At 55.1% G+C, this 14188-nt stretch carries 8 protein-coding genes; 2 read left to right on the top strand and 6 right to left on the bottom strand.

Annotated elements, in window-relative coordinates; translation table 11 throughout:
* Window positions 1-122: 122 nt before the first annotated feature.
* From KF733_03055 to KF733_03035, 5 genes are all read right to left on the bottom strand, one after another.
* The gene (locus KF733_03055) at window positions 123-3362 is read right to left on the bottom strand and encodes a DEAD/DEAH box helicase family protein (protein ID QYK56462.1); all 3240 of its coding nucleotides are present in this window, start codon (window positions 3360-3362) and stop codon (window positions 123-125) included.
* Between the two features lie 84 nt (window positions 3363-3446).
* Complete coding sequence (locus KF733_03050; protein ID QYK56461.1) at window positions 3447-3590, bottom strand: hypothetical protein; 144 nt, start codon at window positions 3588-3590, stop codon at window positions 3447-3449.
* A 253-nt stretch (window positions 3591-3843) separates the two neighbouring features.
* Window positions 3844-6843 carry a DEAD/DEAH box helicase family protein gene (locus KF733_03045; GenBank protein ID QYK56460.1) on the bottom strand — a complete coding sequence of 1000 codons (3000 nt, stop codon included), beginning with the start codon at window positions 6841-6843 and terminating at the stop codon, window positions 3844-3846.
* The gene (locus tag KF733_03040; protein QYK56459.1) at window positions 6840-7706 is read right to left on the bottom strand and encodes a KilA-N domain-containing protein; all 867 of its coding nucleotides are present in this window, start codon (window positions 7704-7706) and stop codon (window positions 6840-6842) included. Before KF733_03040 ends, KF733_03045 begins: the two co-directional genes overlap by 4 nt.
* Window positions 7706-9676, bottom strand: a complete 1971-nt coding sequence (locus tag KF733_03035; GenBank protein ID QYK56458.1) for a site-specific DNA-methyltransferase — start codon at window positions 9674-9676, stop codon at window positions 7706-7708. Before KF733_03035 ends, KF733_03040 begins: the two co-directional genes overlap by 1 nt.
* A gap of 179 nt (window positions 9677-9855) precedes the next feature.
* Here KF733_03035 and KF733_03030 point away from each other — a divergent pair, with 179 nt between their 5' ends.
* On the top strand, window positions 9856-10182 hold the full coding sequence (locus KF733_03030; GenBank protein ID QYK56457.1) for a type II toxin-antitoxin system RelE/ParE family toxin: 327 nt from the start codon (window positions 9856-9858) through the stop codon (window positions 10180-10182).
* Between the two features lie 29 nt (window positions 10183-10211).
* On the top strand, window positions 10212-11297 hold the full coding sequence (locus tag KF733_03025) for a helix-turn-helix domain-containing protein (GenBank protein QYK56456.1): 1086 nt from the start codon (window positions 10212-10214) through the stop codon (window positions 11295-11297).
* Window positions 11298-11302: 5 nt separating this feature from the next.
* Here the strand turns inward: KF733_03025 and KF733_03020 are convergent, their stop codons facing one another.
* Window positions 11303-14185, bottom strand: coding sequence for a DEAD/DEAH box helicase (locus KF733_03020; GenBank protein QYK56455.1), 2883 nt, complete (start codon window positions 14183-14185; stop codon window positions 11303-11305).
* Window positions 14186-14188: the final 3 nt, after the last annotated feature.

The raw sequence follows: 14188 nt of genomic DNA, 5'->3' as shown, positions 1-14188 counted from the left end.
CGACCTCTGCAGTGCGATTGCAACTTCCATGCGCTCGACCGACTCGTTTTAGGTTCCTGACTCGGGTCATTGTGGGTCACATGAGTGCATCTCATTTAGGAACCCAAGTAGGAACCTGATTATCACGCGCTGGCAACCACGTGCAGTGGGATTTGATGTACCTCATGGAGAAATGTCTCCGTGCCTCCAAGCAACTCAAGCTGACTCGATGAAGCGGCGGCCTTTGACAAACCTGGCTGTACAAGCCACATACTGAAATCTGGTCGTAGCAGTCGCGCTGAATTCCTGAGTTCGATTAGCCTGTTGCGGTCCCCTTTAATCAGGCGCGAGGCCCTGGCGTCAGCCAGCGACTTGTCTTCACGTGCAAGTAACCGGGAGATCATTTTCTCCATCTCATCCCTCCACTTGATCGCCTTTTGTGCCTGGCCGCACACCTCGTACAGATCGTCGATTCGACTCCCCGGCTGATCGCCATGAGAGTATTTGCAGTGAATCAAGCTCACTTTCAAGACGTCGTCCTGCCGCTTGAGGCAAACAATATCGGCAACTTCTTGTGGCCCGTCGTCATCAAAGATTACTTCCCAGGAGTTGTCGGATAGGAATTCCTGAATCGCCCTATACTGGATTGAATCTGCTGCTCGGGCAGTTCCTTGGGACTCCTTCTTTAGGTCAGTGCCCTTCCAATCCCAGGCGACGATTTTGGTTCGATCAAACGAAGAGCGGCTACCTTTCTTCGGCTGAACGAGCAGTCCGCCTTCCAGGACGGCTTCGGCTTCGAAGTAGATGATCGGCGGATAGTTTTCAAACTCATCGCTGAGCTTTGAAGTGGCCGAGCCAATTCTCAGCATGGCCGTGTCGCCCTCCAACTGATCGAACTTGATCTCCTTGTTCTGGAACTTGATCTTGAACACGGCGCGCTTGCCGTTTGCATTGACCGCGAACTTCAAAGGACCAGTCACTTCAGTCGGCACGATCTCAATGTCGGCATCAAAGACGGGACACTCTACGTTCCCAATCTTAATAAAGGTCCTTCTCTCAAGTTCAATGAAGAACTGATCGTGCCAGTCTGCAGAAAGAGCAGTCAAACGCGGACGATCGGAAAGTTCCTGGGGAACTACGAACCAATCGTTGATCTTTGCGATGGTGATCGTATCGTCTAGGAGTTTATTGCCGATATGCTTACACCACGCGACCCAGTGAGAAATGTCGTCAGCCACTAAGTACGACCAGAGGCGCCCACGAATCGAACAGCCCATTGTTGCTCGCTCCCCGTCCTCGTAGCCGTGTGCGAACAGGTTTGTTTTCGTGCGCGTCCCGGCCTGGGCTATCGTGATCCCCTCAAGAACATCAGAGCCTGCCAGCATGGTGAATCGGACGTTGCGTCCGGTTACATGCTTTAGCCCGAGGTTGAAGAGGACGAGACGGTTGATTCCGTAGACTGCACGATATATCTCCTCGCCCTGGACCCTCTCGACATCCTCGCCGCAGACCAACATCGCTAGGTCCTTTTGAAAGCCCCTGTTGTCTGTGCTATTAATGAAAAGCAATTGACGCTCCTTATCCCAATGCAGCAAGAAGAGTGCGTAGTGGACATCAAGCGCATCCTTTGCCAGACCCCACTCAACTTCCGACGCTTCCACGACAACGTAGAAGGCGGTTCGGTGTTCATCGCTGATCGATGGACCTGCAAACACTTGGGCCCTCTCAAGCCACTTTTCCAGGGTCTTCGGAGCCCACTCCTCGCACTTCGTCTGATAAACGACGGTGCTCATCTTTGGCTGGATGTTCTCAGGCGGAAAGTCGACGCCGTATGGCTTGAAGGTGGCTGAAAACTCAGTCTTCTTCACCTTGGACCCTATCGTCTGGTCGGCCATTTCCTGAATCAGGCGGTTCCAGTCGGCGTCCTGGGCGTACAAGTCCCTTAGCTCGTTGCCTATTCCAGATAGGGCGGCATTGGCAATCATGGTAGCAGGGCCCAGCTTTGCGTCTAAACTCGTCCGGGTAAAGCGGCCAGTGAACTGGAGTGTGATTGCGAGGCTCTTGTGTAGATCGTGAAGGGCTGCAACTTTCAACTGTGCGTAATCGAACCCTTCCCCGAGCATGTTGTCGCAGAGAATCACACGAGACTGGCCTGTCTTCATAGAGTCCAACGCGAGCTTACGGTCGGTCTGCGACATCTGAGAATGGATGATCACTGGATTGAGGTCCGCGGCCTTTGCGGAGTAGATCGGAAGAATTTGCTTCAACCGTTCGATGGGATGAGCACGGGCCATAAGCACGTGGTCGAGTCCAACATTGAGGTCTTCCCTGAGCTGCTTGATCGCAGCTTCGGCGATTGCCTCATCGGACAGTTCCGGGCGAAATTGGTAGATCGGCTTGTATTGGATCGGCTTGAAGTAGCCCTGCTCCTGCGCTTTCCGCAGCGGGAAAGAGTAGATAACCTTGCCATCCACTCGCTTTCCGTCATTTCGGTATGGAGTGGCAGTAAATTGAAGCACGTGCTTGTGCTGAAACTGAGCCTTGAGCTGTGACCACGTTCGGGCCGGGACATGGTGAGCCTCGTCAATGAACAAGTGGCTGCAGATTTCAACAATTCGGGCTAATGCCTCAGGGCTGCTCGCCACAACTGAATTGATGACAGCCACGATCACGTTCGCCGAACCGAACAGTTCGTCAACCGCAGTAGCAGTTTGGAGACTCGATCGCATGAGCCCCACGACCGGGAACTGAGCGCTCTGGGCCAGGTTTGTTAGCTTTTTCAGTAATCCGAGGGTTGCAAATTTCCCAAAGAGTTGGTCACGCAGAACGACACTGGGAACGATCACTAAGACACGATCACACCGCTCCGAAACTAGCGTGGCCAACATGGTCTCTGTCTTGCCAGTTCCGGTTGGCATGACGATTGTCGCTGGCTTGTCTTCGACAGTCCAGTGAGCGTGGATCGCGTGAAGAGCTCCTATCTGAGGTGGCCGCAAACCTGGTTGGCCGGTTCCTGGGTCTTCTCGGAAAAACCTAAAAGCGTCCTTCCATGAGTCCAACGCATTCTGTCGACATGACGGCGAGAGGGCGGGAAGCTTGGCATTTTCCCATTTCAGCTTTGAGCCCGCCACGCGAAGGTGGGGATGCGTGAACGTCGATCGTGCGCCGCTCTCGTAGACCCGGAATAGATCCCCGGTTGGTAGCTTTAGCTCCGTCCACGACTCTGTACCACTTGCGGCGGTGATGGACTCTGCACTCCCCTCGTAGCCTTCGAACAGGAGCTGGAAAAGTCTGTTCTTCCCAAAATGTGCCTCTACACGCGTGGCGACGGGGATTTTAATTTTGGGCAGGTGTTCCGTGAATAATCCTTCTTGTCGAGACATCGCTTCCGTTACTTACAGCTGCTAATAGAAGAGCGCGCCAAGGAAAGAGACGTTCTCCCCTGTTCAAAGGGGAGAACGAATCCTCTACTTGCCCTTCTTCGGTGCAGGCTTCGGAGCTGGCTTACTGGCCGGCTCACTGACCGTGGTCTTGGGGTGCTTGTCGGCGTATTTCTCGGTGACGTAGCGTCCCGTTCCCGCATCTCGATGAACGCGTTTTTCTGCTGCCATAGGTGCCTCCTGTGTAGGTAGTCGGCACGGCCTCGTCCCATCGTCGATCGGTCGCAAACTTGGACTTGAACCCTTTTTGGGTTCGCCTCCGTCCTTTTCACTGGTATGTAACGGAGCTCGCGAAGGGTGATCAGGCTAGTTCGGGCTTCGGCCAATGCCGCCAAGAATACTGACGGCCTTGCCTGTGATTTCGATGCGGGTTTCGTTTCTTTTTTGGCAGTCAACGAATTCGAGTGCCAATCGAGCGCCATTCTTACACCTCACCTGCCGTCACGACGACTTTGAAGTCCTGCCCAAGCGCCTCGAAGTGGCGCTTCCCGCACCGCACCTTGTCCGCCTCGGTTGATCTCAGCTTCAGGAAGTCTCGCGTTCCTTTGGTCTCTCGCACCAAGTAGATCGTTGAAGTGTCGTGCTTCACGATGGCCCAGTCCGGGTTGTATTCGCCAACAGGCGTGTCCACCTTGAACCAGCCCGGAAGCTTGACGAAAAGCTTGATGTCGTCGCGCTGATCAAGCTGCTCGGCAAACTCTCGCTCAATCTCTGAATCATAAACGACGTAGTCGTAAACCGACTTCTTCACTTCCAGAGCCTTCAGATAGTTGACCAACTCCTCGTTCTTGAAGAGCATCTGATCCCAAGCGGCGTCTGACCCGGTGCCATCGATGCGCTCGTATTTGATGCCGTCCACCAGAATCCGGTGCAGCTCGAACTTCAAAATGCGGGCAACTTGGTCCATGAATCGCTGGGGGTTGTTGAAGAACTCGGCCAAGCGGTCGGACTTCGTGAGGATCTCCACCAGTGTCGATCGCGTCAGTTCGGTTTCGTTCTGGAGGTAGCCAAGGATGTCCGGCAAAGGTCGTGCGCCGTATTCGCGCGTCTCTTCGGCCACGCTCATTCCTTTCGCGGTGACGCCCGATTTCTCCACGCCAAGCACTCCGGCCGTAACCCTTAGAATCGGCTTCTCGATCTTGGGCATGCGCTTAATCTCGGCAACGGCTCGTGCAACCAAGTCGGCGGTCTCGAACTCGACGCGATACATCGTCTTGGGCTTGATCCTCGTCCAAAGCTCCTCGAACTCTGGCGTGAGCAACACTTGTTTCTTCAGCTTGTTGACCCGTTCGTCCTTTTCGCGCTGGATGTGATGCTCGATCTGGTAGCTCGACAGCAGGTCCACAACCGCCGAAGTCAGCTCCGCCTTGTCTTCGGGCAATTCCAACTTGAAGTCTGGGCTTCGAGGATCGAATGCCTTCTGGATTCGGCCCTGAACGTCGATCATCTTTTGCTCGACCAAGAGGTCTCGGAGTGCTTCGGCCTCGGCGCGACCGATGGGTTTCTCTTCGTCGTCGATGACGCGAGTGAGCTTGGCAAGAGCCGTGATCGGCACCTTGCCAAACGTGACGCCGCAGTCCTCCTCGTATTCGTTTTGCAGTGCCTTGGCGAACGCTTCGTAGCTCTCGTTGGCCATCACGTACAGCTTGTTGATTGAGTCATCAAAGACTCTCGCACCGGTCTGGTCAACGGGCAATCGAAGGCCGCGCCCGATTTCTTGGCGCTTCTTCATCGTGCTCTGGGTCTCATTGAGGGTGCAAATTTGGAACACGTTCGGGTTGTCCCAGCCTTCTCTCAGAGCAGAGTGGCTGAAGATGAATCGGAGTGGCTCGCTCATGTCGAGCAATCGCTCCTTCTCCTTCATGATGAGGTTGTAAGTGTCGTCATCGAGTGCCGTTGAGCCCTTCGTGTCCTTCCAAATCGTCTCCTCGGTTCCGTCCTTGCGCTTCTTGCGGTCGCCTGAGAAATATCCGTTGTGGAGCTGGCCGACTGGCAACTTCAGCCACTCCAGCGATGCGAATCGCGGGTCGTTTGCGAAGGCTGCCAACTCTTCCTCGATAACCTGGGCGAACTTGCCCTGAATCGGATTCCCGTCGTCGTCATAGTCGCGGTAGTTGGCGACCTTGTCGATGAAGAATAGCGAAAGCACTTTGAGGCCACGCTCGCGGACCTTGACCTCCTTCTTCAGGTGCTCTTCGACAGTCTTCTTGATCTGCGCTCGCCATATGTCAGACCGGGCTCCACCCATTTCTTCGCCCTGCCCGAGTCGGCGGCCATTGCTGAATCGAATGTGCTCGTCACCTGGCTCGGCGGAAAGATCGGCAATGCGGAAACCGTCTTGGTAGTGGTGCAACTCGCCTGACTTGTAGAACAAGTCGTCGCCTGGCTTGACGGAAATGGACTTCTCCTTCGGCCCGTCAGCGGTCTTGATCAGCATCCGGAGCTTGGCTTTGTATTCCTTCTTGTATTCGATGGACTCGACTCGGACGAATGGCTCGTTGGCGGCATCCTCAGACTCCACGTTCGCAACCACGATCTGCTTGACCAGGCGCAACTCGAACGCCCGAACAGGATCGAGCTGGTAGACCAGGTTGTACGGATTGCGGTGAGTCGCTGAGTAGCGAAGCGTCATCAGCGGGTTGAGCGCCTTGATCGCCTCCTGAGCCTTGTCCGTGTTGTCCACACTCTGGGGCTCGTCGATGATCACGATGGGCCGCGCGGCTTGGACAAACTCGATCGGCATGTGATCGCCAAGTCGGTCTTGCCGCTTGTACATCACGTTCGACTTTTTGTCATCATCCGTGTCGGAGAAGTTTTTGCGGAACGCGTCGATGTTGATGACCTGAATCTGGAGCGTGTTGCTCGTAGCGAAGTGTCGAAGGCGGTTCACCTTCTTCGCGTCGTAGACAAACCACTCGAAGGGTAGGTTGTTGTAGAGCGCCCGGAAATGGTCCGCCGTGATCTCCAGGTTCTTCAGAACACCTTCTCGAATCGCGACGCTGGGAACCACGATCACAAACTTCTGGAAGCCGTAGCGGTGGGAGAGCTCAAAGATTGTGCGCAAGTAAACGTAGGTCTTTCCGGTCCCTGTTTCCATCTCGACTGAGAAATGTGGGCATGGGCGTTTGATATCGGCCGGGGCGTCGAACAACTCCCAAGCTGCCAAAGCCGAGTTTGGATCTACCTCGATGTCGAACCGCTCTTGGACAGATCGCAGGTTGGTTAAGAGCCGGTCGTCCGAAAGCAAGAGTTGATTGCCGACTCCGGTCTCCGTCATCACCATGCCGCTCAGAAGCTCGCCGGCATAGTTGGTCTTGATGACCGAGAACTCCGGCGCTCCGCGCTCTTGGCCGTCGAATAGGTCCGCCACGGCGGCCACGGCGTCAAGCTGGAATTGTTGGTTGGGGTCGAATTGAAGCCTCACTCTTCCTCCTCCTCGTCCCTCATCGGGAGGCTTGGCGGTAGGTCAATCGACCGCAGGCTGATGGAGCCGAGAGATTTGAGTTGTGAAACTGCTGCTTCGCGCAGTCGTCGCAATCGCTCGGGTTGCTTCAAGCCGTCTCGCACCCACTGAGCATTCAGCGACTCCAGGTTCACCATGACGAGAAGCTGAGCCGCCGTCGCGTAATCCCGCATGTTTCCTTCGAGCTCCGGGTTTGCGTCGCGCCACTGCTTGGCCGTTTTGCCAAAGAGAGCCACGTTCAGCAGATCAGCCTCGTCCGCATAGACGAAGCTTTCCTGCCGCTTGGTCAAGTTCGGCGGAATCAGGTGCTCCTTGATTGCGTCGGTATGGATTCGGTAGTTCAGCTTTGAAAGCGAGCGGTTGAGGTTCCATTCCAGGCTCTGCCGTTCGGCTTCCGCCTCTTTGAGCCGCTGAAACTCCTTGATCAGGTAAAGCTTGAATTCTGGGCTCAGCCAAGTTCCGAACTCAAAGGCGATGTCGCGGTGTGCGAAAGTCCCGCCTCCATAGCGACCCGATTGGGAGTAGATCCCGATGGCTCCGGTTGCCTCGACCCACTTCTTGGGTGACATATAGAAGCTGTTTCGGCCAGCCTCATTCCTAAACCCCCCGAATTCGTGGGGTTTAAAAATGGGGTTGTGCAAGCTCTCCCAGGCTCCCAGGAACAGAATCGTGTCCTTGGCCCGCATCCACTGCTCGATCAGGGCGGGGCCGCCGTCGAAACCGCGGGTCATGTCGGTCAGCGAGATGTAGTCGCCCCGGGCGTCGCTGACCACCGAGATTTCGGTCCCGGCCACGCTGATTTTGGCTTGCTTTGACTTCCTCATCACACCACCTTGAAGCTCGTCACGCCTTGGGACTTGAAGGTCTGGACGGCGTTGGTCTTCAGCTGGTCGTTGCCGGCGAACGCCGACTCGCGCATGACAACTCGGCTGGGCTTGCGTGCGGCAAGAGCACGAATGAACTCCAGAGAGACCTTCTCCTCTAGGCAGATGAGGAAATCGCCTTCAGCGATGGAGAAGACGCGCACGCCCTCGATGGTTTCTTCAGCCACCTTGAGGCTGAGCGCGGGTTCGCCCCAAGACTTGAGGAGGACTTCAAAAAGCAGGTCTTGTGGGGTGCGGTCGCCTCGCGTGTGGTCAATGCCGAGCTTCAGCTGCTTGGCCAGTTGGTCGGCGTCGTTGGAGGCGGTTCCGTCCCATGGAATGAAGTTTGAGGGCACAAGCTTAAATGAACGGAATCCGCGGTCTCTCACGATGTTGTCATTAAAGAGATTCTCTTGCTTGTTCAGGCCAGTTATGACTCTGCGAACTCGCTCCTTTGTGATCTCGGCAATGTTTCTGGGCCTAGCGATTGCGTCACAAAACTGGGCACCCGCGCGTTGCTCTGGCTTATCGGGATCAAGTCCCTCGGGTAACTGAACAAGAATAAACTTTCTGTCGCCCTCCGACTCAGCATTGAGTTCGAGAGTCGATTGAGCCGTAGTTCCAGACCCTGCAAAGAAATCAAGCACAATGTCTCCCGGCTGAGACCCGATCCTCACGAAGTCTTCAATGAGTGCCGGCGGTTTTGGTGGCGATGAGAACAGCTGTGCTCCGCAAAGCTTCTTGATCGCAGCGGTTCCGTTGCCGCTACTATACTCGGGCTTGTACAGAAGGCTCTTCGGCTTCTTTGAAGGTAAGTCGCCCAAGCTTGGACGTTGCTTTTTGTAGATGGCGATCCCGTCGCCTTCTCCAACAATAATCACATCGTCAGGCTGTTTCTGAAACTTTGTCTTGCTCCAACGCCAAGACATTTCTTGGCCATCGGTCATCGGAAGTAGCTCTACATCAGTGGGCGTTTGTCGCTCCAAGTGGACTTTGCCCTCATGGACGTATATGGGAAAAAAGAGGTTTGGACGCTTCTCGCGAGGGGCATTCTTCCCCGTTGCTTTGAGATTTGCTCCTCGCTTGTAAAACCCTAGCTCATCCTCTTCCCAGTCATCCTCATCCTCCTCATCGATCGGAAACTCAAATAGCTTAACCCGATCCTTGTGTTTGGCAAAGACAACGGTGTATTCATGTGTTCCCGCAAACCCGAACTCATCGTTATTGCCTTTCAGATTCATCACTGTTGGCAAGAAGCCTAAAAAGTTTTCTTCGCCGAAGATGTCAGTGCAAAGCCGTACCAGGTTTTGCGCCTCGTAATCATCGATGCTGATGAAGATCACGCCGTCATCTCGAAGAAGGTTTTTCGCTAAGAACAGTCTCGGATGCATCATGTTCAGCCATCGCGAGTGATACCGACCGTCCGAATCGGCATTCGGGCCAAACTTCCTGCCTTCCGAATCGACCTGGCCCGTGTATTCGAGATAGGTCTGCAATGATTCGGTGTAATTGTCCGGGTAGATGAAGTCCTTACCTGTGTTGTAGGGCGGATCGATGTAGATCATCTTGACCTTGCCGAGGTAGCTCTTCTGGAGCAGCTTGAGCACCTCAAGATTGTCGCCCTCGATGATCACGTTCTCCGTCGTGTCCCAGTCCACGCTCTCGTCGGGCATCGGAAGCAGCGTGCCCATGCTCGGCGCTTGGATCGTCCGCATGCACTCGGCCTTGCCGGGCCAGTTCATGCCGTATCGCTCCCGACCGGCGTCCACCATCTCGCCCAACACTGCCTTCAGTCGCTCAAAGTCGATCTTCCCGCCCTCGGTTCTGACCTCGGGGAAGAGCTCGGCCAGTTCCTGACGCTTCAGCTCAGCAACATCAAGCGAACTCAGGTCGAGCTTCTCAACTTCGGGGTTGGCGTTGGATTCGTTCATTCGAGTTTGGGTTCCTTCCAGCCTGATTGAACCGGATTCGACGAGGACATGCAAGCAGGGGCCCTGAGCGTCTTGGACCGCTTTACCAGGTTTGGTAGCTATTCTATCCGATTTTGGGCTACAATGCACCGTTCTGTTTACCGATCACGTAAAGAGAATGGAGAACATGCACATTGGACGTGGCGTTCGCAACCGAGAAGTTGGCCAAGGTCATGAACAGCGACTCCAAGCTGAGCCAGACCTACGGCGCGGACATGGCCAAGCAGATTCGGAAGCGCTTGGACGACTTGGATGCCGCCACGACTCTCGACGACATGCGCGCTTTGCCCGGTCGATGCGAAGAGCTGACCGGGGACCGCGCAGGACAACTTTCCGTTCGCGTTTCCGCGAACGACCGACTTATCTTCCGACCCAACCACGATCCGAGACCGGAGAAGGAAGATGGCGGCCTGGATTGGACCCAGGTGACCGCCGTTGAGGTCATCGAAGTCGTCGACTACCACTAGCAGATTCAAGAAACGAGGAAACCACGACCATGCCGAACCTGGAATACAGACCGACGAGCGTTTCTCCACCGGGAGAGACGCTGAATGACTTACTTGAAGAGAAGGGGATCAGCCAGAAGCTGCTGAGCCTTCGCCTGGGGCGTTCGGATAAGAACCTCAGCCAGATTGTGAACGGGAAGGCTCCGATTACACCGGAGTTGGCCGTCGATTTGGAACGGGTGCTCGGCACACCCGCTCGCTTTTGGCTCGCACGTGAGGCCCGCTACCAGGAGTGGCTCTCTCGATCGAGCGTTCCCGAGCCTACCGATGAAGACCTCGAATGGGCGCGGAGTTTCACGTACAAGGAAATGGCGGAATACGAGTGGGTTCCTCCAACTTCCAATGCGCGTGAGAAGTTTCACAATCTGCTTCGCTTCTTCGGCGTCGTCGATCGTTCGGCCTTTAATGCCTGGGTCGCAAACCTGAGCCCTCAATATAGACGCTCTGAGACTAAGGCTGATAAGGATCACTTGATCGCGGCCTGGCTCCGACAAGGTGAGCTTGAAGCAGAAGATGTGGACGCTTCGGACTACGACGAAAAGAGCTTTGCCAAAGCCGTTGATGAGGCTCTGAAGCTGACATGTCAAGGCCCTCGCGAATTCGTGCCCGCACTGAAGGACTCCTTCGCTCGATGCGGCGTCGTGCTTCTCTTTGTGCCGGAACTCCCAAGCATGGGCGTGTCTGGCGCGACAAGGTGGCTGACTCCCTCCAAAGCGCTCATCCAGATCACATTGAGATACAAAACCAACGATCACTTGTGGTTCACGATCTTTCATGAGTCCTGTCACATTCTCAGGCATCAAAAGCGGGCCGTGTACTTGGAAGTGATCAAAGGTGAAAAGAGTGAAGACGAACTCGAAGCCGATGCATTCGCGGCGAACCACATGATTCCGCCGTCAGCCTTTAGGCGATTTGTCCAAGCTGACGACTTCAGCGGCTCTGCCGTTCGGGCGTTTGCCGAGTCGCTCGGGATTTCGCCGGGAATCGTCGTGGGACGGCTTCAGAAGGAAGAGATCATCGGCTGGGATACGTTAAACAGCCTCAAGGTGAAGTTTGAGTGGACCAATAGGGCGTGAGACCGCTAGAGAACATGCCACCGGATCGTGAAGAGACGATCCTCTTGGATGTGTTGCTCAAGCCGTTTGCTGATCTCGTCTAACAACGAATCCTTCTGCTGATCGACTTCGCGACTCGCTTGGTCGTAGGCTCTCCAAGCTTCTTCTCGCTTTGTTTCGAGGCTCCGAACTTGGCGCTGCTTCTCGAGTTTTTCCGGCAAGCTTCCGGCCAATCGAGCGGCTTTCTTGGACTCCTTGATGTTCGCGTCAAGGTCGGCAAGTTCCGACTTTAGGCTGGCGCGGCGGTCCTCGGCCCAATGGTCGAGCTTCTCCATTTCCGTGTCGAACCAGGATCCATTGCGAACAGAAGCCTCATCTAAGATGATCTTCTTCTTGGTCTGAATTGAACCGGCAAGATGCTCCTTTATCGCCTCCGGCACCGCTGTGCGTACGCCAACTGAGGCCGGGAGGTCAAACAGGCGACGCGCCTGGTGTTCATCGAGAACCTCTCCATCGTCGCTGACTCCGACCATCACGAGTCGATCCTCAGTTTCCAGGGCAGTCATCGTCAGCTTGACGCAGGCAAGATACCCAGACTTCCCCGTGAAGTCATTGAGAATCGCGATGTTCTTCCTTGAGCCGGTGTAGTCAAACTTGACCTCGGCTTCGGGAAGCTCCTTCGATGCCGCCGATTTGATCACTTTTTGTGCGAGCGGATGTCCGACGCGATAGGTGTTGGCATTCTCCACGTTTTTGCCAACGCGATATGGCCCAGCGTGGATGGTTTCGGGTGGAAATGGGTTCTGGACCAACTGGAATGAGAAAGTCGCGTCCTCGAAGGACGCGTGATCTTTCAGGACGTGTCGGGTCAGCAGCCACAGTTGGTGCTGAAAACGATCAAGGGCATCTTTGCTTTCAATCCTGACCTTTTCAACGACCTCTTGATCGAAGTTGTCCAGCAGCTTCTCACGGGCGTCACGCTGGGTCGCCGCGATGTCGCCTTCAAGGTCTCTTTGCAGTTCATCAAACTCGAACGCGATCTGCTGAGGCGTCCGGCACTTTTGATAGATCGAGGCGATCCGCTTCTCGAAATCGACGCCTGACTCAACGGCTCCAAGCACGTCGTCGCTGGCTCCAAACACGCCGTTGAAGAGCTTGAACTTCTCGTCCAGCAACTCGTAGACCCGAACGTCCGCCGCGTTGTTCTTATTCAGGAAGTTGACGACAACGACGTCGAACTTTTGACCGTATCGGTGACATCGCCCGATTCTCTGCTCGATTCGTTGCGGATTCCACGGCAGGTCGTAGTTGACCACGAGATTGCAGAACTGGAGGTTTATCCCCTCGGCAGCTGCTTCCGTAGCGATAAGGATCGAGGCGTTATCTCGGAAATTCTCAACAAGGGCTTGCCGCATATCGGCCGACTTCGATCCGCTGACCTTGTCCGTCCCGGCATGTTTCTTGAGCCACTCTTGATAGATGTCCCTTGAGAGTTGATCGGTATTGGTGCCGTTGAAGAGCATCACCTGACCGGCAAACTCGGTCTCGTTGAGGATCTTGAACAGATACTCCTGGGTTCGTCTGGATTCGGTGAAGATGACGGCCTTCTGCTGAAGCGTCGCGCCTCCTCGCTCTTGCTGAGCCTTTGCTGCGGCGTCGAATCCACGACGTAGGGCCGTAAGCAGAACTTCCCCTTTAGAGTTCTTGACGATGGATTTAGCCAAGGCACAAAACTCTTGGAGCTTGGCTTTCTCTTCCTTCAGTTCGGCCAGTTGCTCGGGCGTCAATGGTTCACCCTTTTTGGGCCCTTCTTCTTCCTCTTCGCTCCATTCATCGGCCAACTCGTCATAGTCCTCCCATTCGCTCGGCAGGTCCTCTGGAGCGGCTTCAACTCTCTCAGCGTCGGCTTCCGCTTCGGAAAGGCGATCGATCAGGCTTTGAAGGGTTCCTGAAATCGCGTAGGTCGATGAGGCGAGCAGCTTCCGGAGAATGAGAGTCACTAATGCTCGCTGACTGGCCGGAAGGGCGTAGAGCTTGTCTGCTTGCAGATATTCCGACACAAGATCGTAGAGTCGCTGTTCTTCCTCAGTTGGCACGAACTCCTGCACCAATGCATGGCGGTTCGTGTATCTGACGTACTCCAGCACTTGCCTTCTGAGAGTTCGCTTGCAGATGGGAGCAAGGCGCTCTTTGAGTTCGGCGAAGTCCTCGTTCTCACCGAGCCTCGTGAACCGTTGGCGATAGCTCTTCTGATCGCCAAAAGCGTAGTCATCGATGATGCTAACCAGACCGTACAGTTCCAACAGGCTGTTCTGGAGCGGTGTAGCGGTCAGCAGAACCTTCGGAAACGGCGCAACAGAGTTCTTGATCGAAAGGGCAATCTTGCTCGTGCCCTTGTACACGTTCCGGAGCCTGTGGGCCTCATCGATCACAACGAGATTCCAATCGGTTTGCTTGACGTAGGGCTCTTTTGCCTTGGCGAACTGGTACGAGCAAAGGATGATGGCGTCCTGCTTGAACGGGTTGAGATTGCCTTTCGCGATGGCTTCATTAAAGCTCCTCGCTTCCAGGATCACGGAAGGTAGGTAGAACTTGTCGGCCAGCTCTTGGCTCCATTGTTTTCGCAGATTGGCCGGGACGATGACAAGCAACCTTCGTTTGCGTTCGGCCCAGTTTTGAGCAAGTAAGAGACCGGCCTCGATGGTCTTTCCAAGTCCGACTTCGTCCGCGAGAATGGCTCCCTTTGAGAACGGATTCCGAAAGGCGAAGAGCGCCGCCTCAACCTGGTGTGGATTGAGGTCTACCTGAGCGTCCGCCAGAACGTGCGCGAGCTTTTCAACGCTGTCTGAAGCGCTGCGTTTGGTGAGCTCGTGTGCGAAGAACGCGGCCTGGTAGTCGGTGAGTTGCATCTT

This window comes from Fimbriimonadaceae bacterium (genome assembly GCA_019454125.1).
Taxonomy (GTDB): Bacteria; Armatimonadota; Fimbriimonadia; order Fimbriimonadales; family Fimbriimonadaceae; genus JALHNM01.
Note: the sequence above shows the minus strand (reverse complement) of the source record. Positions and strands in the feature narration are given on the sequence as shown.

Excerpts from the sequence above, each read along its gene's own strand:
- KF733_03055 (QYK56462.1), bottom strand. The coding sequence starts at position 3,362 with ATGTCTCGACAAGAAGGATTATTCACGGAACACCTGCCCAAAATTAAA.
- KF733_03050 (QYK56461.1), bottom strand. The coding sequence starts at position 3,590 with ATGGCAGCAGAAAAACGCGTTCATCGAGATGCGGGAACGGGACGCTAC.
- KF733_03040 (QYK56459.1), bottom strand. The coding sequence starts at position 7,706 with ATGAGGAAGTCAAAGCAAGCCAAAATCAGCGTGGCCGGGACCGAAATC.
- KF733_03035 (QYK56458.1), bottom strand. The coding sequence starts at position 9,676 with ATGAACGAATCCAACGCCAACCCCGAAGTTGAGAAGCTCGACCTGAGT.
- KF733_03025 (QYK56456.1), top strand. The coding sequence starts at position 10,212 with ATGCCGAACCTGGAATACAGACCGACGAGCGTTTCTCCACCGGGAGAG.
- KF733_03020 (QYK56455.1), bottom strand. The coding sequence starts at position 14,185 with ATGCAACTCACCGACTACCAGGCCGCGTTCTTCGCACACGAGCTCACC.